Origin of the sequence: Prosthecobacter algae, assembly GCF_039542385.1 — a bacterium.
In the GTDB taxonomy this organism is placed as follows: domain Bacteria; phylum Verrucomicrobiota; class Verrucomicrobiia; order Verrucomicrobiales; family Verrucomicrobiaceae; genus Prosthecobacter; species Prosthecobacter algae.
Window position 1 is genome coordinate 124,078 of sequence record NZ_BAABIA010000003.1, and the last position, 21,020, is coordinate 145,097.

Genomic DNA, 21,020 nt, shown 5'->3' on the forward strand with positions numbered 1-21,020 from the left:
CTCTCGCCTTTCCGTCATTCCTTCCCCCTGCCAACACTTCGCCCGCTTCAATTTGGAGTGGCAGACCTTCGGCCGGGACACGGTGAAGTGAGCCCGCCCAGGACTCAGGGAATCTTCACCACTCCCACCGTCGTGTTGTCCTGACGATCATAGTTGATCCGCCGGATGGCAAAGATGATGGCATCCGCGATCTTGTCCGCCGTGGTATTTTGACCAAAGTGAAGCAATTCCTCAAGAGCCTTGGAGGTAAGCGTAAAAATGCCATCGCTGGCCGCGATGACGATGTCATCCGGCAGCAGCTTGATCGGATCCGCCGCAAAATCAATCAGCGCCATAGGCAGCCCCATCACTGCACTCTGCAGCGTGTGGCGGTCCGGGTGGTGTGCCGCCTCCTCCTCCGTCATCGTTCCGGCACGCACGCGCTCTTCGAGGAGAGGTGTCAGCGAGTGATCCGCATTCAGTCGGGTCAAAAGTCCCCGACGGTAAAGAAACAAAGGCGAATCCCCCACACTGATCCATTGCACCTCCTGGTGGCTGACCAGAACGGAGAGCATCGTCGTGCCCATCGGCGGTGCCACGGAGGGCATGCGGTCCGTGATGTAGCCCAGCGTTTCATTGGCCGTATCCAGAGCCGTGCGCAGGCGCCAGCTCGCATCTCCCGGTTGTTCATGAAACGCCCGCACAAAAGCATTCACCGCCAGGTAGCTGGCCACGCTGCCGCCAGCATGAGCCCCCAGACCGTCACCCACGACGAGCAGCAGCTTTTGCAACGGCTCCTCCGTCATTTCTGCCGCATCGGCAAAGGCATAGTAGTCCTCCTGGTTATCCCGCCGCCCCTTGTACTGGCGCGCGGCAAAGTCCTGCTCCTGCACAAAAGCAGGCGCGGTAGGTGGCATGAAAATGGGCAGTGGGACAGGAGCGGTCACTCAGCGTAAAACTTAAAGATCGTGGTGTGCAAATAGGGCTCGCCAGGGCGCACAACGGCACTGGGGAACTGCGGCTTGTTCGGGCTGTCCGGATACTTTTGGGTTTCCAGACAGAATCCATGGCGGGCCTCATACACATGTCCCGCCTTGCCCTTCACACCTTTCAGATGATTGCCGGTGTAAAGCTGCACCGCAGGGTCGCTCGTATGCACCTCCATCACGCGGCCGCTTTTCGGGTCCTTGGCCCGCGCCGCCAGCTTGATCCCAGAACCTGGCAGCACATAATTGTGGTCATACCCCTTGCCCTGGATCAACGGTTTATAGTTTGTTCCGATGCGCTCGCCGATAAGATGCGGTGTCGTAAAATCCAGCGCCGTGTCCACAAGGCTCACGATCTCCCCGGTAGGAATCAGGGCGTCATCTGTCGCGGTAAAGGTTTCTGCCGGGATGGTTAGCTCATGCCCCAAAATATCCCCACTGCCTTCCCCTGCGAGATTGAAGTAACTGTGGTTCGTCAGGTTCACCACTGTCGCCTTGTCCGTCGTGGCCCGGTATTCGATCTTCAGTTCCTGTTCAGGCGTGACGGTGTAGGTTACCGTGCAGTCCAGCTTTCCAGGGAATCCCTCCTCGCCATCGGCACTCGTGTAGCTCAGCTCCACCGCCACCTCATCTTCCAACACCCGGGCCTTCCAGACTTTTTTGTCAAAGGCCTCCTTACCACCATGGATGTGATGCTTACCCGAGTTCGCCGTGACTTCATGCTGTACGCCATCAATCTGAAATGAGGCCCCGCCAATCCGGTTCGCATAACGTCCTGTGATGCAGCCAAAGTGAGGATGTTTGCCCAGATAAGGCTCCAGCGTGTCAAATCCCAGCACCACATCCGCCACCACGCCTTTTTTGTCCGGCACCTTCACGGCGACGATGATGCCCCCGTAATTGGTCACCTGCACCTCCAGCCCAGCACCTCGGCTCAGGGTAAAAAGTTGCACCTCTTCACCTGCGGTTGTTTTTCCCCAGGACGTGGAGACGACGTGGGCAGCAACGGACGATGATGAGGTCATGAGGGCAAAAGCAGCAGCGAAAAGGACGCAGCGAAACATGAGGCAGGATGGATTCTAACCATCCAATGTGGCTGCTACCGCCCGACTGCGCAAGACTCGAATTGCCCGCAGGCCAGGCCTAAAGACCTTACCTTCAACTCCATCGGCTGCGCCGACGCAGCAGCAGAGCCAGGCCCGACATGCCGATCAGCATCGCCCCACTGGGCTCGGGGATTGGTGCACAATCTCCTTTCAAAGTCACATTGTCCAGATACAGGGCACCACCCGTGCCACCCCACGCATACAATTCCACGTTAAAGGTTTCGCCGCTGAATTCGATGCCGAAAGGCAGTTCGGCACTGCCATTGGCAAAATCAAAGTCCAACGTCGTCCAGCCAGAAGCGCTCGCAATGCTGACCGGGCCAGAATTCCGCTGCTGGATTGTTCCCGTCGCATCTTCCCAAAAAATAGAGGCCATGATCGAGTCTGGAGAATACGCGTAGGGCCGCTTAACATCCACCGACAGTCCGCTGATCGTGCCCAGGCTCGTCGCCGAGGCCTGCACCTCAAATGCCAGCGTCTTTGGCCATTGCCAGAGTCCGCTACGGTTCAAATACACTGCCGAATCATACTGGTTGCGGTCCCAGCCTGAATAAGTGCGGAAGGCACTGCCATCCGGTCCACCTGAAGTGCGCAGCCCTTCATTCAGGCAGCAGGCATCCAAATCCGTCACATCAATGCACGGGGAAATGCAGCTCGCCTCATTTGCAGCATTCACGCCAGCCAGATGATTGAAGTCAAAACGCCCCAACACATTGGCCTGTGCAGAAGCGGCCAGCAGCATGGTGGTCGCAAAAGAGACGATTAAAGTTTTCATAGGGGCAGGCTTAGACGATGCACAAGATCGACACTCACTTTTGCGTTGATTATCAAATATGAGTGTTATGTCTGGAAATAATAAGAGCACTCTCACATTCATCAATATCAAAAATGGAAATTTTACCACTTTTGTATTTCATTTCTGCTAATTATTAAAAAAGCTGAGCCACTAATCTGTTCCCCACGCTACCCACAGATCTGGCCTGCGGCTCTCCACCTGCCTTTTGCCCCGCAACACCCCGTGGTGCTCCACGTATCCTCCTGCATGAATCGCCGCTCTCTTCTTCACGCCCTGGCCGCCGCCTCCCTTCCGGGCTTCCTGCCAGCTGCCGAGCATCTCCCGCAAAATCTAACCTTCATCGGCCAGGCGAAATTTGACCGCATTGTCACCCGTGCCCTCCAGGAAAAATGGCGCACCCTGCCCATCGGCGAGCGCATCACCCGCGCCGCGCGCGCCATGGCCGGCACGCCGTATGTCGGCTACACCCTTGAGATCCACGACCACATCGAATCCCCCTCCGCCAACTTCGATGGTCAGGACTGCTGGACCTTCTTTGAGATCGCCCTCGGCCTTGCCCGCATGCTGGCCCTCCCTCAGGACCGCTTCACGCCCGCCGACCTCCTGCATCAGATCGAACTCACCCGCTACCGCAGCGGCATCTGCAATGGCAGCTACCTGGACCGCATCCACTACCTCGACGAATGGTTCCAGGATAACCAAAAACGTGGCCACATTCGCAACATCACCCCCACGCTGGGGAAAACCGTTCCGCTCGAAGGCCGCCGCATTGATGAAATGACCGTGCTGTGGAAAAGCTACCGCTACCTGAAGCACAACCCCGACCTCCGTCCCGGCATGGCCCGGATCGAGGCCGAGCTGCAAACGCGCCCCTTCCGCTACCTGCCCAAGGACCAGGTGCGCGACATCGAACCCCGGCTGCAAAGCGGCGACATCATCGGCATCGTCACTCACAAGCCCCATGTCTATTGCAGCCACGTCGGGCTGGCCGTGCGCACCGCCGATGGCACCTGCCATTTCATGCACGCCTCCCAGACTCATAAACGGGTGCTGGTAGACAAAGCCCTGCATGCCTACCTGGCCGACTTTAAAAGTCACGCCGGAATCGTGGTGGCGCGCCCCCTGGATTGATGCCACACTCCGCACATGTTGCTCGCCGAGATTGATCCCATCCAGATCATCATCATCGTCATCGCCATGGGCGCCGGCTTTGTGCAGTGGCTCTGGGGACTCATCAAACAGGGCAAAGACGAGGCCGAACGGCGCAACGCCGCGCCGCTGAGCGACGAAGATCGTGAAGCTCGCGAACAGGCCTGGCAGCAGCAGATGAAGTCCCCAGGCAGCCCCAACCGCCCATCTCCCAAAACACCACCGCCCGTCCAGGATCCCTGGGCCACCGTCAAAGACGTGTTCGAGCAGATCAAAGAAGAATCCCGCAAAGCCCAGAACCCCGGCCTTCCTCCGCCCGTCCCCCAGCGCCCTGCCACTCCGCCCCCTAGCCGCCAGCGCACACAGCCCGGCACCGTTCGGGCCGATGTCCGCCCCGCTCCCACTCCGCCCCCCATCCCTGCGGATCCCTTCCCCGAAACGGCCAAGGCCAACACGCCAGCCACACCACCCGTCTTTTTCGCCTCGCCACCCACCCCACCGTTGCTCAAGCCCGCCCATGATTCGGCCTCCAGCCTGTCCACACCCGAGCTCAACGACCTCCGCAAACTCCTCCAAACACCAGCCAATCTTCGCCAGGCTGTTTTGCTTCGGGAAATACTTGGTCCGCCAAAAGCCTTGCAATCTTCCGGCGATTCGGCATTTTAGCAGTCCCTTCGCAAGAACTGCACATGCCGGTGTGGTGAAATGGTAGACGCGCTAGACTCAAAATCTTGTTCCGAAAGGAGTGTCGGTTCGAGTCCGACCACCGGCACCACCCCTTGAAAATCAAGGGTTTACACAAAAAAGGCCCGACTCACTGAGTCGGGCTTTTTTGCGGCCTGGAGCCAAAAAAGAGCCAAAAGTTATCACTGATTTCCAGGGAACTGAAGGCTCCACCAGCATTGCCATCGCATCCGCCACTGAGCGCCATTCGCGTTTATCCCCCTCGGCAAGGGTCGATCTGTGGGGCTCAATCATTCTTGGATCTACGGATTCAAGGAGATTGAAATCATTCGCAGAAATTTTAATCAGCCTTTTTTAATTCCTACTAGACAAAGAGGAATAAAAGGCCACTTAATCTCATACTCATTCAGTATGGGTTTAGTTGTGAGGTCAAAAACCAGCAACGCTGCCGATCCGAAAAATGGAAGGCACCCGCTCAATCTCAAGGCTCCACGCCCATCCGACCTGCATTCAGGAAGAGGGCCTCCACACCGTTATGAAACTCCCCCATATCCTTCGCCCACTGCTGTTTCTCAGCCTGGGGCTGCCCCTCCTGTCTCCGGCCGTCGATGTCCTCAAAACCTGGGATGGCGATGCCAACAATGCACTCAACAACGCCAGCAACTGGAACAATGAGCAGCGGCCGACTTTCGGGGCCGCCGCCAATACCGATGCCCTGCTCTTCCCCGGCACAGGCACAGGCGTCGTGAATGTGAATTTGGATGCCACGTCGAAAAGCATCATCGTCAGCGGGGGCTTGGGCTACACATTCCAGGGCGCCTTTCCCCTGCGCCTGGGGGATACCAGCACGGGCACGGTGCAACCGAACTCCGGCTTCTTCATCAACAACAGCACTGCCAACCTGGCCCTGACCACCACGGGCGGCGTGTTTTTTTCCTTTGGCAAGCTGGATGCCGCAGGCAGCACCATCTCCGTCGGGGCCAACAGCTTCATCGACATCGGCAACGGCGCGGCCACCACCGGGCGCAACCTCATCATCACCGGCCCGAACAACGTAACCATCAGCGGCCTGATTTCTGGCCTGGGCAGCCAGACGAGCCAAGGCGGTCACCTGATCAAACAAGGTCCCGGCAGCCTCCTGCTCAATGGCAGCAGCGCCGCCTGGAATGGCCGCATCTTCCTGGAGGAAGGCAGCATCCGCATCAACCGCGCCACTTCGCTGGGCTCTGCCGCAGGCGATACCGTGCTGGGCGGCGGTCTCTCCACTGGCAGGCTAGAAATTTCCGGCAGCATCGCCCTGGATGAGCCCCTGGTCATCTCTGGCCGCAGCAGCGCAGATGCACCTCTGCTGGTCAATCTTTCTGGCAACAATCTCCTCACCAGCCCACTGCTCCTGAACACAGGCGCTACAGAGTATGCCCTGCGCTCGGACGCAGGCACAGTAACCGTGCAGGGGGCCATTGACTATGGTGACAGCGTGGGTGCCACGACCCTGCATTTGCAGGGCGCTGGTGCCGGCCAGATCGCAGGCATCATCGGTGCCGGGGGCGATGCCTTGGGAATCACCAAAACCGGTCTGGGCACCTGGACCCTGAGCGGGGCCAATGCCTTCACCGGCCCGGTGCAGGTTAATGCGGGCCGTCTGGATCTTACCACGGCCCATGCCGCAGAAAACGCCATCACCGTGGCCGACGGCGCCACGCTGGGCCTGCAAGTAACCGTCCCCGGACAGAGCGTGGAAGCGACGTCCGTCAGTCTTTCCGGCACCTCCGATGCCGCGCTGGCCTTTGATTTGGGCAGCCTTGGAAACCCCTCTGTTCCGGTGCTCAAAACATCAGCTCTCAGCGTTACGGGTGTGGTTGGAGTGACGCTGAAAGGCGGTGGCTTGAGCATCGGGCAGATTCCTCTCCTGGACTATGAAGGCAGCATTGGCGGTGCCGGCTTTGCAGGCTTGCAACTCGCAGAAGTGCCTGCGCGTGTCACTGCCTCCCTCGTGGATGACAGCTTGAACGGTCTCGTTCTGCTGAATGTGACTGGCTTTGATCTGCCCCGCTGGACGGGCGAGATCAATGCCGTTTGGGACATCAATGATGGAACAGGCACAGGCACCACCAACTGGCGCGAGGTGAACAGCGGCGCACTCACACGTTACCTCCAAGGGACATCTGCCACAGATTCCGTGGTCTTTGACGACACCGCCAGCGGGCCGACCACCGTGACCCTCAGCGGGCCACTGACACCGGCCTCCGTCCTGGTCAGCAACTCGGACAAAACCTACACCTTTGACGGACCCGGCAATCTGGAGGGCCCTGGCAGCCTAACCAAGAATGGAACTGGCAGCCTGATCCTGCTTAACACCACCGCCAGCACCTACACAGGCACGACCACCATCAACGCAGGCACCGTCCAGGTAGGCGATGGCATCACCGCGCTGGCAGGCAGCCTGGGCAATGGCCCCATCATCAACACAGGCACCTTGCTGCTGAACCGTCCGGATGCCTACACCCTCAGCGGGGCGATCAGCGGTGCGGGCAGCATCATCAAGCTGGGCGCAGGCACGACAACTCTCTCTGGCAACAGCAGCTTCACCAGCGAACTCCAAGTGAATGCGGGCACCCTGCGGCTCGCCAATGCCAACGCCCTCGGCGACACAGCAGGGGCCACCGTGGTGGCGGATGGCGCGGCGCTGGACTTGAACGGCCAGCTTCTCCCAGAGGATGAAATCGTCCGCATCAGCGGTCAGGGTATCGCCCAGTCCGGCGCACTGATCAACACAGGCGCAGGCGGTGCGGGAGTGGGATTGAAAAAGCTCGTTTTGACTGGCCCCGCCACCCTCGGTGGTTCCGCACGCTGGGACATTCGCGAAAGCCCGGGCGGTGTGAATGCCAACGGCCATGATGTCACCAAGACAGGTTCCAATGTCATCCAGTGGCACAACATCGGCGAAACTCATCTGGGCAACCTTTTCATCAACGGAGCAAGCAGCCGACTGACTCTGGCCGGAAACACCACCGCGGGTGATCGTCCAGGTGAAATCCGCATCGAATCTGGAGCCCAACTGGGGCTGGAAGATAGCACGGTGCCCGTCACCAAGCCGATCTTTGCAGATCTTGCCACGATCAATGCCACAGGCGGCACAACCAATGTCATCAGCAGTACCATCAACATCACCAATGGGCTGACGGTCAATGCGGCCACATCAACGGAGATCGTCCTGGCTGGCAAAATCACCGGGAACGGCAGACTAACAAAAACCACGACAGGCATCGTCAAAATCACCAATGATGCTAATGACTACAGCGGCACCACCACCATCAGCCAAGGTGCTTTCTGGATCGGCAACGACGGCCCTACCGGCAACTTGCCGCCAGGTGAAATCATCAACAATGGCAACCTCATCTTCCGCCGCAGCGGAGCCCCGTTGGTCATCTCACAAAAAATCTCAGGAATCGGCCAGATCAGTCTGCCAGATGCCATTCCAAATTCCAATGACTACGTCGTCACCCTCAGCGGCGACAATACCTTTGAAGGCAATGTCACCATTCGTCGTGCCTTTTTGAAAATTACCAATAGCAACGCTCTGGGTAAAACCTTGCCACCCGCAGCAGAAGGCGAACCTGCCCCCACCAAGCTGGTGGATATCTCTACAGCGCGCAGACCCACGCTGATCTTGGATGGCAGCGCTGGAGACATCACCCTTGCTCCGACGATCCTTTTCACCACCAGCAGCGACGGTCCGGCGGGGGCCATTCTCAATCAGGCTGGCAACAACGTCATCCAGGGCAGCATTGATCTGACCAATGGCGGTGGCGGCAACACCCGCATCCTGGTCGCTGGCGACACTCTTACCTTGGCTGGCCCAGTGCGCTCTGCAGCCGCAGCCACAAGCACACGCGGTCTGTTGCTGGATGGTGTTGGCTCTGGCTTTGTGACGGGCATCCTCAGCAACGGCGGCCCATTTGCCCTCACCGTACAGAAACTCGGCACAGGCACCTGGGTGCTGGATGCCGCAAACACCTATACAGGCAACACCACGGTGACGGCAGGCACGCTGAAAATCGGCGCAAACGGCAGCTTGGCCAACAGCCCTAACATTGATCTGGCCACGGAAGGCGTGCTGGATGTCACCGATATTCCTGGAGGCTTAGCCCTCGCAGCCAACCAATCTTTGCGCGGAACCGGCACCCTCCAGGGCTCACTCACCTTGGGAAGCAATGCCTTCCTTAATCCAGGCTCTGGCGCAGTTGCGGGCTCAGTCCGCATCACCCAAAACCTGACCCTCCAGGGCGGCACCTTCCAGGTCGCCATCACGCCGCCGCCTGCCGAAGGGGCCCCCTTTAATGATGCAGTCTCCGTCGGTGGAGATCTCGTGATCGCCAGCCCGAGCAGCATCGAACTCGGCTCCACGGGTGTCCTGCTGAACGGGAGCTACCGCCTAATCAATTACACAGGCAGCCTAACTGGAGATGCCGCAAATCTGACCCTCATCAATCCCACTCGCTACATCACTGCACTGGATTTCAGCACCCCAGGGGTTGTCCAATTGAATGTCGGCGGCACCGCAGGTAACCTTGTCTGGTCACGCAATGGCACGACCAATGTCTGGGACCGCACAACCCCCGGCATCTGGAATGCCGGAACGGAACTGTTTTACCAATCCGATGCCGTCACCTTTGATGACAGCAGCACCAATCCCAATGTCACCCTGACAGGCGTGCTCACCCCTTCCTCGGTCGTGGTCTCCGCGACGCAAAATTATGTCTTCGGCGGCACTGGATCCATCGGAGGCTTCACCGGCCTAACCAAAAGCGGCACCGGAAGCCTGACTCTGAACACCGCCCACAGCTTCACCGGCAAGGTGAAGATCACCGCAGGATCCATCATCCTGGGAACAGGAGGCCGACTGAACGGCACCCGCTGGATTGAGGTGGATGAGGGAGCGCTGCTGGATGCGCAGGCCGTGGTGGCCGGCATCACCTTTGGTGGCACCGTAGAATCCCGCATCATCAGCGGCCGAGGAACACTGAATGGCAGCTACATCATCAATGGCCTGGCTGGCATTCATCCCGGCACCTCCTCCCTGGAGGGCGATATCAGCACCGCTGGAGATGGAATCGGTATCCTGAACTTTGGTGGCAATCTCACCCTGGGAGCCGCAGCACTGCCAGGCTTCCCGCGCGTCACGCTGCGTCTGGCCGGGCCGACAGGTCAGGTGGCCAACCCGCTGGATACGCCTAGCTTGGCCACCTTTGGCAGCACAGTGCCCACCCAGCATGATCATCTGGCCATCGCCGGGATCCTCGCCCTGGATGCAGGCAGCACGATCCGGATCGAACTGGCAGAAGGCTACACCCCGGCCCTGGGCGATGTGTTTAATCTCGCCAACTGGAGCAGCCTCAACACCGATGCGGATGCCAATGGCACCGGCTTCAATCCCCTTCTCCTCACGGACCTAGAACTGCCAGCCCTGCCTGTGGGCCTGTATTGGAACCGCAGCCTCTTTGTGACCGACGGCCTGCTCTTCATCAGCCCCGAGCCCCCTGTGGTGGGAGACATCCAGTTCACCCCCGCAGCCACGGTGAACCCAGGCACGGAGATCACGGCAAGCGCGACGGTGACGGGTCTGGAGCCCTACACTTACCAGTGGAACTTCAACAACACACCCATCCCAAATGCGACAGGTGCCACGCGCACCTTCACCGCCAGCGAGGCAGCCCAGGGCAGCTATACCGTCACCGTCACCAACCCTGCAGGCTTCACCACCAGCGTTCCGGCGGTCCTGACAGTCAATGACCCGGTGACGTTCGCCGACACCCCTGACAATGTCACCCTGAATCCAGGAGCCGATGCGGTCTTCACCGTTCAGGCCACCGGCACGGGGCCCTTCACCTATCAGTGGCGGAAAAACGGCACTCTGATTCCCGATGAAACAGAGGACACTCTCTCGGTGCTTTCGGTCACTGAAGAGAACCAGGGCGACTATCAGGTGGCCGTGACCAACGTCGTCGGCACACGCCTAAGTGATCCCGCCACACTTTTGGTTAACGATCCCGTGACCTTCACCATTCCCCCAGCCCCGCAGGGTGCTCTGGTGGGCGGCAGCGCCACCTTCAGCGTGCAGGTAGCGGGCACAGGCCCCTTCAGCTACCGCTGGCGGAAAAACGGCACCGACCTCCCAGGTGAGGCCGCATCCCTGGCAACCTTCACATTGAGCAATCTCGCACTCAGCGATGAAGGGGCCTACTCCGTGCGGGTGACCAACATCGTCGGCACCACCATCAGTGAACCTGCCGCCCTGGTGGTGGCCGGAGACACGCCGAAAATCATCAGCCTCACGCCCCACCAACTGCGCAGCGTGGGGACAAACGTGGTTCTCCAGGTCCAGGCCGTCGGCCAGCCGCCGCTGACTTACCAGTGGTATCTTGGCTCGGCCAAGGTGGCCGGAGGCACCGCTGCCCAGCTCAGTCTGAACAACGCCCAGCTTAAAAACGCTGGCACCTACCGCGTGGATGTCAGCTCCGGCGGTGAAGCCCCCGTGAGCAGTGCAAATGTGGAAGTGGGCCTGGTGGATGCAGCCGAACGCACCCTCACCCTCGCCAGCGGCGGAGCCACCAAGCTTGAGGTAAAGACCGGCGGTGCAGGCCTGACCTATGCTTGGCAAAAGGATGAAACCGCCCTGGCCGCGACCGAACGCATCACAGGTGTAGACAAAAACATCCTCAGTCTGGCCAAGCCCCTGGGCGACGAAGACTCGGGCCTTTACCAACTTGTGGTTAGCGGCCCCGGCGGCACACTCACCACCCTGGGTCACCGGCTCAGCATCTTCACGGAAGCACCCGTCATCACGGAAAATCCTCCCCTCTTCCCGGCCGCCATCGTCGGGGGTGACTTCACGCCCTACACCATCCAGGTGGATCCTGCTCCCAAGAAGGCTCCTCTTTCCTACTCAGCTACAGGGCTGCCTCCAGGCCTGAAAATTGATGTCAAGACAGGCCGCATCACCGGCAGGCCAACAGCGGTTTCCAAAGATCCGCTCGGCTACCTAGTGAAGCTCACCGCCACCAACTCCAAAGGCAAAGCCACAGCCGAGGGACGGCTGATCGTCCAGGCCCTGCCAGAAAACGTCATCGGCACCTTCGCAGCTCCGATTGGCCGGGAGGCCACGCTGAACGGCAACCTCGGCGGCCTGCTGGAACTGACAGTCACCAAAACAGGCGCCTACACGGGCAAGCTGACCCTGGGTAGCACGGCCTTGGCCTTGAAGGGTGCCCTCATCGTGACGCCTGCCATCGGTGTGACGGCCAGCACGCAGACGATTCAGCAGACCGTCCTCCGCAAGGCCCTGCCTAGCCTGGACCTGACGCTCACCTTGGATGCCCCGAACAACCGCATCTCCAGCGGCCAGATCACGGATGGAACCGCCACACTCAGCTTCACCGGCTGGCGCAATGTCTGGCTCGCCAAGACCCGTCCTGCCCCTACCGAACTGGGTGCCTACCACACCTTCACCCTGGAGATTCCCGAAGCATCCCTCGGCGTGGCCAGCATCCCTCAGGGAAGCAGCTACGGTTCCTTCACCGTGAAACCCGACGGCAAGCTGGCCATCGCCGGCAAACTCGCCGACGGCGAAGCACTGACCTTCGCGGGCTTTGCAGGTCCGCAAGGAGAGATCGCCCTCTTCAAGACACTGTATAAAACCGTGGAGAAAGGCTCCGTCGCCGGAAGCCTGGACATCAACAAGCCCGACCTAGCGGGGACAGTCACCTGGAATCGTCCAGCCACACCCTCTGACAAACATCGCGTCTATCGCTCAGGCTTCCCTGGCATCCTCACACTGACGGCCATCGGAGGCGAATACACCGCCCCAATCTCGCCGCTGGTCTTCCTAGACCAAGCTGCCGGGAGCAACGTCACCCTGGGCTTCCAGGAAGGCGGCATCGAGGCCCTCGTGCCATCACCTGAGGTGCTGGACATCGTAGTGAGCATCGGCGCCAAGAGCAAAACCACCGTGCCCCTCAGCACCACCAACCCCAGCAAGGTCACCCTGACCCTGACGGAGAAGACCGGTGTCATCAAAGGGAGCTTTAACCTCGAGAACCCCAACCCCCTGCCCACAGGCAAACCGGCCATCATCAAACAAGCCATCAAGTTTGAAGGCATCGCCATCCGCACCGCCGAGGGGCCCAAAGCAGTAGGCTTCCAGCTCATCCAGCAGCTCCCCAGCGAAGCCTCACCCACCGCTACCCTCACCCCGGTCCTTTCCGGTCAGGTCACATTGGAACCCTGACGGACTGCCCGGCAGAAACACACTCCCGCAGCTACCCACACAGGACGGCGGAAAAGAAATGAAATAGCCAGCCATTGGAACTTCACAGGCCAATGGCTGGTTCATTTTCAAAAGGCATCAGCTCCAGTTCTTCCCGGATCCTTGATCACCACCCGCGCAATGGCGGACCTGTTGACTGATTAAGGCCCCCAGGGCTTGAGACGCATCGCGATGCATCTTTCCCCAGCCGCAGAGCGGCGGCCGTATCTTAGCCGCGCCTTTCAAGGCACCATTTTGGCCCGAGCACCGCCTTCACTCATCGCGTCGCAGCGCGACACCCGAACAGGCGCAATTTCACCAATCCATCACGATAAATCGTATCATACGCAGGCCTTCCCGCCGCCACAGCCTAACTAATGATACAAAAAAACGAGAATCGCCTGAAGCCAGCTCCGCTCCGCCAGCCTCCCTCCATCCGCCCCCTCCGGCTGCAAAGATATGTTGCAATCATTTAGTTTGACCTGAACAATTCAGCCATGACCGCTGAACAAATTCGCACCTACCGCGAGTCCAAAGGACTCACGCAGAGCCAGTTTGCCAGCATGCTTCGTGTCTCCCCCACCGCCGTCACCCAGTGGGAAAAAGGCCAGGCCCCCTCCGGTCCCGCCTCCCTCCTGCTCGAGCACCTCATTGAGGGCACCCCCCTCTTCAGTTCCGGCGGCGATGCCGACTGGGACATGCCCCTCACCCTCAAGGAGTGGGAGGAGCTGGAACGCCGCCGCGTCCTCGCCGGCTTCCTCTCCGTGCGCGACTACATGATCTTCCTCGTCCGCCAGGAAATGCGCAACAGCCCTGCCAAACTCGCGGAATCCACCGCCAAAAAGCGCGGCAGCAAAAAGGACTGACGAGGCCCGGCAATCCCAGCCGCCTCTCCCTTCCCATTCAGATTTCCCCAGGGGGGCTGAAAGCTTCATTTTCCTTAAATAATGTTCAATAGAACACATTGGACAAAGGGCATTTGCTCGCCATATTCACACATTCTCTCGGATACACCACCTGCATCGATTCCCTATGGCCTCTAGCACCCGCTCCCTCAAGCTTCCTCCAGATCTTCTCGACGTCGCCGAAAAACGAGCCCGCCTTTTGGGTTATCCTTCCTGGTCCGCTTACGTCAAAGGACTCATCCGTTACGATGCCCTCTGCCAGGGCCCCCACAGCATCACCCTGCCCTGGGCAAACTTGCCCCTGGTCGAACAGGACCGAGTGGACGCCAAGCTCCTCAAGCTCACCGAAAGCGGCGTCGGTGTCCGCGGCCAGTTGCTCAAACGCATCCTTCAGGGCGAGGACAAACTGTGATTTACCTCCCGCCCGCTACTCCAGCAGCATCGGCTTCTCCGGCGGCAGCTCACTCAGGTCGGGATACGGCACCTGGGCCAGCTTCAGGTAGTGTTTTACCCGCCGGATGCCTTCCGCATTCACCGCCATGAGCGCCAGCGGGTGTTTCCCTTTCTCTTCATCTTCCCAAAACGTCGGCTGCGGCTCAAAACCAAACTGTCGGTAGTATGGCAGCGCCGCCTTGACGGTGGCGATCTGAATTATCGTATCCGTGCGGATCAGCGGCATCTGCACGATCCGGGCAAAAAACAGCAGCCTCCCCACCCCCATCTTCTGATAGGCCGGGTGCACCAGCCCAAAGACCAAGATCGCGTGATTGGGATGATTCAGCAGATAGCCGCCGCAGCCGATCACCTGCCCATCCACCTCCGCCACCAGATTCCTCTCCGGCACCGTTTGCAGGTATTCGATCTGGGCCTCCGCCGTCCCACGCGGGAAGCGGCCCGGCGCATTCAGGTCACACAGCATTCGGCACGCCTCAAAGTCACTTTCACGGTACTGCCTCAGCCGCACTCCCCGCAGGCGCGGGCTTTTCATCTGCACCTCCATCAGATAGCGGGGCAAAGGCAGCCGCAGGGCCAGCCACACATGATCCCAGGCATGCAGCAAAGTCTCTCGCCAATTACGCCGGGGCACAGGGAGAGCAGACATGACGGGGAGATTATTCAACACTTATTGTTAGGCTCTTCCAGCCCTCAGTCAGCCCAGCACACCTCGCACCGCCGCCGCCAGGGCCTGGCCCAGTTTCAGGTGCTCTCCGGCCTCCAGATGCACGCCATCTACCGGACTGGTTTCCACCACCTCCTGGCTGTTAAAGAACCCGCATTTCAATGAAGCCGCCAGCGCCTCGTAATAACGTGGAAACTGCGCACTCCGCGCTGCTCCATTCGGAATCTTGGCCTCCACATCCGGCATCCCCGAAAGGTCCCCCACCAAGGGCGGGCAGACCAGCAGCAGTTGCGGTGGGCGATTTCCCAGCCCCGCATCGCTCGCCAGGATCATCCGTGCCAGCACCCCTGCCCCGGCGGCGATTTCACCCGGCGGCACATGGAAGGTGCTCTTCAGATCATTCGTCCCCAGCATCAGGATCACAAGGTCTAGCGGCTTCTGGCTTTCCAGGCAGGCGGGCAGGTAGTCCTTGCCCTTCCGGCAGATGTTCAGCGGGTCTTCATGCACCGTCGTCCGGCCATTTTGCCCTTCCTCAATGACTTTAAAATCCGCCCCCAACTCCCGGGCCAGCACCCCCGTCCATCGCACCTCGGGCCCATGCCGCCTCGGATACGGGGCCGTCATGCTCGCCGGGTCATATCCCCAGGTATTCGAGTCGCCAAAGCAAAGGATCGTTTTCATTCGTCCCCGACTTTCCCCTCATCTCCGCAGCGTGCAAGCGCCGCCCCCTTCACTCCTTGAATTCTTTCAGATCCGGGATGCGGGTAAAGGCGATCTTCGTCCCCGAAAACGTCTTCACCAAATCCGGCGCAAACCCCAGCGCGATGCTGTCGCGGCCGAAATCCTGATTGATGTCGTCCATGATCTTCGAAAGCCGGTTCCGCCTCTCCACATCTCCTGAAACGCTGCCGCCCATCATGGAAAAAAGGTCCAGTTGCACCGGTTGCTCATTGGACTCCAGATCCATCAGCGTCACCCCGATCTTCTTGATCCGGTGTCCGGGAAGCTGGCCCAGCGCCCGCTCCCAAAGCACTTCCAGGCTCTTCGTCAGAGCATAGCTGTCTGATACGGGTGAAAACTTCATGTGCGCCTTGCCCTTCGCCCCGTTCTCCGTGCGCAGGCTCAGGTACAGCTCGCTCGCTCGGTGCTTGGCACGCCTCAGTCGGCTGGCTGTTTTTAAAAGCAGACGTTGCGCCACCACCGCCGCCTCCGGGGGATTCCTAAACTCCGGCGACAGCACATGGCTATGGCCGATGCTCTTCGGCGGCACATTCTCCATGTCATCGAAATCCCCATCCAGCTCGCCCCCATGCAGGTGCCGCCAAAAACGCTCTCCACCCACCCCACCCCAGGCCTGATGCAGCACCGCTGGGCTGGCGTTCCAAAGATCTAAAAAGGTTTCGATTTTGCACTCATGCAGGCGCGGTTCCATGCGGCGGCCAATACCAGGCAAGTCCGTCAATTTGAGGTGCGCCAGCCGTCCCGGCATGTCCTCCAGACGAATGATCTCCAGTCCATCGGGTTTGGTGAGATCGCTCGCCACTTTGGCTAAATAACGGTTCGGTGCGATGCCGATGGAGCACGTGATCACCTGCCCCACATTCTTTCGCAGCCCGGCCTTGATCCGGCGCGCAATGTCCAGCGCAGCGGCCTCATTCGCTCGCTTGTCATCCAGCAGCAATCCCACTTCATCAATCGATCCCACCACCTGGACAGGCCAGTGCAGTTCCACCTCATCCTTGATCTTTTCGTGGTATTCCACGTAGCGCTCATGGCTCGCCTCCACCAGGACCAAACTGGGGCACATCCGCTTCGCTTCTCCCACATTGGTCCCCGTCTTGATGCCAAACTTCTTCGCTTCCTGGCTCGCCGCGATAGCGCAGGTATGGTCAGACATCAGCGGCACCACAATCACCGGTTTCCCCCGCAAATAGGGCCGCTCCTGCTGCTCCACACTCGCAAAGTAACTGTTCAAATCCACGAACAACCAGCGCGGACGCGTGGCAATGGGAGATGACGGGGAGGACGACATAACCCGACCCTGACACAATCTTCAAAATGTTCAAGAGAACACTATTTCTGTGATGGCTAAAAACCACCAATTTCGTGCGCCAGCCACGATCCAGGATTGCCCAACCCTCCCCCCTGGGGAAACTAGGCCCTGAATGTCCGATCACCCCCTGCTGCGTCTCCTGCCTGAATCTCCCGACTGCTCCAATGACGAGCTGCTGGGCCGTTTTCTGGAATACGTCGCCGAGAAAAATCTGGAGCTCTATCCCGCCCAGGAAGAGGCCATCCTGGAATTGTTTGAGGACAAAAACGTCATCCTCAATACCCCCACCGGCTCTGGCAAATCCCTCGTCGCCACCGCCCTGCATTTCCGCTCCCTAGCAAAAAGACGCCGCTCCGTTTACACCTGCCCCATCAAGGCCCTGGTGAATGAAAAGTTCCTCGCCCTTTGTCGCGACTTCGGCCCGGAAAACGTCGGCATGGCCACCGGCGATGCCACGGTCAACCGCCACGCCCCCATCCTCTGCTGCACGGCCGAGATCCTGGCCAACTACGCCCTGCGCGATGGCGAAATGGCCCCCTTCCATGAAGTCATCATGGATGAGTTCCACTACTACTCCGATCACGAACGCGGCGTGGCCTGGCAGGTGCCGCTGCTCACCATGGGCCGCTCCCGCTTCCTCCTCATTTCCGCCACCCTCGGCACCACCGATTTCTTCCAGCGCGAGCTCACCCGCCTCACCAAGGCAGAAAGCGTCATCGTTTCTTCCCAAAATCGGCCCGTGCCACTGGAATTCAGCTACGCACAGACCTCCGTGGATGTCACCCTCCAGGAACTCGTCGAGGCCAAAAAGACACCCGTTTACCTCGTCCATTTCACCCAAAACGATGCTGCCCAGGCCGCGCAAGATTTGATGAGCCTGAACTTCTGCTCCACCGCAGAAAAGACCTCCATCAAGGAATACCTCGTCGGCGAAAAATTCACCAGCCCCTATGGCAAGGAGGTCAAAAAATACCTCCTCCACGGCGTCGGCATTCACCACGCTGGCCTGCTGCCCAAATACCGCATGCTGGTGGAGAAACTGGCCCAGCGCGGCCTCCTGAAGGTCATCTGCGGGACCGATACCCTCGGCGTTGGCGTGAATGTCCCCATCCGCACCGTCCTCCTCACCCGCCTCAGCAAATACGGCGGCCAAAAGGTCGCCACCCTTTCCGCACGCGACTTTCACCAGATCACCGGCCGCGCCGGGCGGCGGGGTTTTGACGACATCGGCTTCGTCGTCGCCCAGGCCCCGGAGCACATCATCGAAAACACCAAGATGGAGGCCAAGGCCGCCGGCGATGTGAAGAAGATGCGCAAGATGGTGAAAAAGAAGCCGCCTGAAGGCTTCGTCGGCTGGAATGAGGACACCTTCAAAAAGCTGCAAACCGCCGCGCCCGAGTCCCTCGTCTCCCGCTTTCAGGTCTCCCACGGCATGCTCCTCCAGGTGCTCAGCCGTGAGGACGACGGCTGCGCTGCCATGCAGCAGCTCATCGCAGACTCCCACGAATCCACCACGGCGAAAAAGCAGCATCGCCAGCGCGCCCGGCAGCTTTTCCGTGCCTTGGTCGAGCGCAAAATCATCACCATCATCCCGCCCAAAGACCGCCAGAAACCCGGGCAAAAACTCCGTCTCAATGTCGAGCTTCAGGATGATTTTTCCCTCAATCAAACGCTGTCCCTCTACCTCATTGATACCCTCGCTCTGATTGACCCGAACTCGCCCAACTACGCGGCAGATGTACTGACGCTGTGCGAGTCCATTTTGGAAAATCCAGACCTTATCCTCCGCCGTCAGCTCAGCAAGGTGAAGGACGAAGCCATGGCCGCCATGAAGGAGGAAGGCCTGCCTTATGAAGAGCGCATCGCCAGGCTGGAGGAGCTGGAATACCCCAAACCCTGCCGCGACTTCATCTACAACACCTTCAATGAATTCGCCTCCCTGCACCCCTGGGTCGGCCAGGAAAACATCCGCCCCAAAAGCATCGTGCGCGAGATGTTCGAAAACTTCCGCAGCTTTACCGACTACATCCAGGATTACGACCTCCACCGCACGGAAGGCGTCCTCCTCCGCCACCTCTCCAGCGTCCACAAGGTCCTCTCACAGACCGTCCCTGAGTCATTCAAAACCGAGCCCGTTCAGGAAATGGAAGCCTGGCTGGCCGGTGTTCTGCGCGGTACCGACTCCAGCCTGCTGGATGAATGGGAACGCCTGCGCGACCCCAACTGGAAACCCGACGAGGAAAAACCCGAGCACGAAGAAGCCCCCGACATCACCCGCAACAAGCGCGAATTCATCGCCCTCATTCGCACCGAGATCTTCCGTTTCTTCCGCGGCCTCGTCATTGAGGATTACCGCCTCGCCATCCATGCCCTCGGCCCTCATGCCGCCCCCTGGACGGCCGACCTCCTCGCCACCACCATGGCCCCCTATTACGACGAGCACGACCGCATCCTCCTCGACAACGAGGCCCGCAACGGTCGCTACACCTTCCCCGAGCCTGCCGAAGACGGCCAAACCTGGAAAGTCTCCCAGGTCCTCGTGGATCTCGAAGGCCTCAATGACTGGCAGGCCATCTTCACCGTGGACCTCGCCAAAGCCCGGGAGGACGGCAAACCCTCTCTCAACCTCATTTCCCTCGGGCCAGTGCATTTGGCCTGAAGGCGCGAAACAGACCCGTTTCCGAGGGTGGATTAGCAGACTTTCTCGGAAAACATCTTGCCCAGCGCTAAGAAATTGAGTATCTCTGACGTTGTGGGAACCAGATGCGGATTTATCCGCGAATATTGAGCAGCATTCGTCTGCTTTTTTCCCACAAGTTTTTCTTCGCATGATTTGTCTGAGCCTTTCCTTTGTTAGCCCGCATGACCGGGTTCAGGAAAACTCGTCCATGCTTCCCACCGCCCCCACGGCTCGTTATGTTTGATATGATCCGTGGAGCGATATGCAATTTTCAAGGGCGCTCAATCCGTGCCCCCTTGATCCGAACACAACTGGAGGTCAGCCATTAGCAATCCATTCAACAATCTGAGCACCGGCCAATTCGGCGCTCGCCCCAATCCAAATCCGACTCCTGCGCAGCCTGCGGCAGGGGCTCCTGCACCTGCTGCCGGAGGCGCGACTGGCGCCCCTGTCAACCGCCCTGCCGCCCCAGGCGGCTATCAGCCGCGCACCGGCGGCAGCGGCCCTCCATTCAACCGCCCCGGCGGCCGTGGACCTCAGCGCAACAACAGCCGCTACGCCGACCAAACCCGCGTCAACGAGCGCATTCGTGCGCCCAAAGTCCGCGTCGTGGATGGCATCACCAACCAGCAGTATGGCGTGCTGCCGACCCAGCAGGCCCTGCGCATGGCCAAGGAACGTGGTCTCGACCTCGTCGAAGTCGCCTCGAATGCTGAACCTCCGGTGTGCAAAATTGTCGATTACGGCAAGTACAAGTACATCCAGGAAAAGCACAAGAAGGAAGCCCACAAACACCAGAAGGGCGGCAAGCTGAAGGAACTCAAATTCCGCATCGGCATCGATCCCCACGATTACCTCATCAAGATCGTCCACGCGGAAGACTTCCTCGCAGAAGGCAACAAGGTGCGCATCCAGCTCCAGTTCCGTGGTCGCCAGATGGCCCACCAGGAGCTCGGCCATGCCCTGGCTGCCAAGATCAAGGCTGACCTGAGCACCATGGGCCATGCCGATCAGGAGCCCAAGATGGCTGGCCGTAACATCAACATGCAGATGAGCCCGCTGCCTGAACGCCAGCGCCATCGCAAGTTCAAGGTCCACCTCAAGGGTGTCACTGACGAAAAAGACATGCACCAGGGTGACCATGATCCACGTGAAGACAAACACGATGAACATGATGAGCATCATGACGATCACGCCAATGGCGACACCCCGGCCCAGGCCTGATCCCACCTGCTAACCTCCTCCTTACACTTGGCC

The 21,020-nt window shown here is 59.6% G+C and carries 13 protein-coding genes and 1 tRNA gene; 8 read left to right on the forward strand and 6 right to left on the reverse strand.

Annotated features, from left to right (window positions below; translation table 11 throughout):
* Positions 1 to 104 precede the first annotated feature (104 nt).
* The 3 genes from ABEB25_RS07425 to ABEB25_RS07435 all read right to left on the reverse strand — a co-directional run bounded on the left by ABEB25_RS07425 (position 105) and on the right by ABEB25_RS07435 (position 2,846).
* A complete protein-coding gene (locus ABEB25_RS07425; protein WP_345735760.1) occupies positions 105 to 926 on the reverse strand; it encodes a PP2C family protein-serine/threonine phosphatase in 822 nt (273 codons plus the stop codon).
* On the reverse strand, positions 923 to 2,029 hold the full coding sequence (locus ABEB25_RS07430) for an aldose epimerase family protein (RefSeq protein ID WP_345735761.1): 1,107 nt from the start codon (positions 2,027 to 2,029) through the stop codon (positions 923 to 925). The genes ABEB25_RS07425 and ABEB25_RS07430 overlap by 4 nt, the downstream gene beginning before the upstream one ends.
* A gap of 94 nt (positions 2,030 to 2,123) precedes the next feature.
* Positions 2,124 to 2,846, reverse strand: a complete 723-nt coding sequence (locus ABEB25_RS07435) for a hypothetical protein (protein WP_345735762.1) — start codon at positions 2,844 to 2,846, stop codon at positions 2,124 to 2,126.
* 267 nt (positions 2,847 to 3,113) lie between these two features.
* Between ABEB25_RS07435 and ABEB25_RS07440 the strand changes: the two genes are divergently transcribed.
* From ABEB25_RS07440 to ABEB25_RS07465, 6 genes are all read left to right on the forward strand, one after another.
* Positions 3,114 to 3,998 (forward strand): N-acetylmuramoyl-L-alanine amidase-like domain-containing protein, encoded by an 885-nt coding sequence (locus ABEB25_RS07440; protein ID WP_345735763.1) that lies wholly within the window; start codon positions 3,114 to 3,116, stop codon positions 3,996 to 3,998.
* 15 nt (positions 3,999 to 4,013) lie between these two features.
* Positions 4,014 to 4,682: a hypothetical protein gene (locus ABEB25_RS07445; RefSeq protein ID WP_345735764.1), complete on the forward strand. Its 669-nt coding sequence runs from the start codon at positions 4,014 to 4,016 to the stop codon at positions 4,680 to 4,682.
* Positions 4,683 to 4,707: 25 nt separating this feature from the next.
* Positions 4,708 to 4,791: transfer RNA gene (locus tag ABEB25_RS07450), tRNA-Leu, on the forward strand.
* Between the two features lie 444 nt (positions 4,792 to 5,235).
* Positions 5,236 to 12,987, forward strand: coding sequence for an immunoglobulin domain-containing protein (locus ABEB25_RS07455; protein WP_345735765.1), 7,752 nt, complete (start codon positions 5,236 to 5,238; stop codon positions 12,985 to 12,987).
* A gap of 515 nt (positions 12,988 to 13,502) precedes the next feature.
* Positions 13,503 to 13,871, forward strand: a complete 369-nt coding sequence (locus ABEB25_RS07460; protein ID WP_345735766.1) for a helix-turn-helix domain-containing protein — start codon at positions 13,503 to 13,505, stop codon at positions 13,869 to 13,871.
* A gap of 166 nt (positions 13,872 to 14,037) precedes the next feature.
* Positions 14,038 to 14,322, forward strand: coding sequence for a hypothetical protein (locus ABEB25_RS07465; RefSeq protein ID WP_345735767.1), 285 nt, complete (start codon positions 14,038 to 14,040; stop codon positions 14,320 to 14,322).
* Between the two features lie 15 nt (positions 14,323 to 14,337).
* Here the strand turns inward: ABEB25_RS07465 and ABEB25_RS07470 are convergent, their stop codons facing one another.
* Genes ABEB25_RS07470 through ABEB25_RS07480 form a run of 3 tightly spaced genes read right to left on the reverse strand, consistent with a single transcriptional unit; the run spans position 14,338 to position 17,062 of the window.
* Positions 14,338 to 15,012 carry a GNAT family N-acetyltransferase gene (locus tag ABEB25_RS07470; RefSeq protein ID WP_345735768.1) on the reverse strand — a complete coding sequence of 225 codons (675 nt, stop codon included), beginning with the start codon at positions 15,010 to 15,012 and terminating at the stop codon, positions 14,338 to 14,340.
* Positions 15,013 to 15,060: 48 nt separating this feature from the next.
* Positions 15,061 to 15,711: an SGNH/GDSL hydrolase family protein gene (locus ABEB25_RS07475; protein WP_345735769.1), complete on the reverse strand. Its 651-nt coding sequence runs from the start codon at positions 15,709 to 15,711 to the stop codon at positions 15,061 to 15,063.
* A 49-nt stretch (positions 15,712 to 15,760) separates the two neighbouring features.
* Positions 15,761 to 17,062: a Y-family DNA polymerase gene (locus tag ABEB25_RS07480; protein ID WP_345735770.1), complete on the reverse strand. Its 1,302-nt coding sequence runs from the start codon at positions 17,060 to 17,062 to the stop codon at positions 15,761 to 15,763.
* A 133-nt stretch (positions 17,063 to 17,195) separates the two neighbouring features.
* Between ABEB25_RS07480 and ABEB25_RS07485 the strand changes: the two genes are divergently transcribed.
* Together ABEB25_RS07485 and infC are read left to right on the forward strand one after the other, a co-directional pair.
* Complete coding sequence (locus ABEB25_RS07485) at positions 17,196 to 19,742, forward strand: DEAD/DEAH box helicase (protein ID WP_345735771.1); 2,547 nt, start codon at positions 17,196 to 17,198, stop codon at positions 19,740 to 19,742.
* A 366-nt stretch (positions 19,743 to 20,108) separates the two neighbouring features.
* Positions 20,109 to 20,987, forward strand: a complete 879-nt coding sequence (gene infC / locus ABEB25_RS07490) for a translation initiation factor IF-3 (protein ID WP_345736240.1) — start codon at positions 20,109 to 20,111, stop codon at positions 20,985 to 20,987.
* Positions 20,988 to 21,020: the final 33 nt, after the last annotated feature.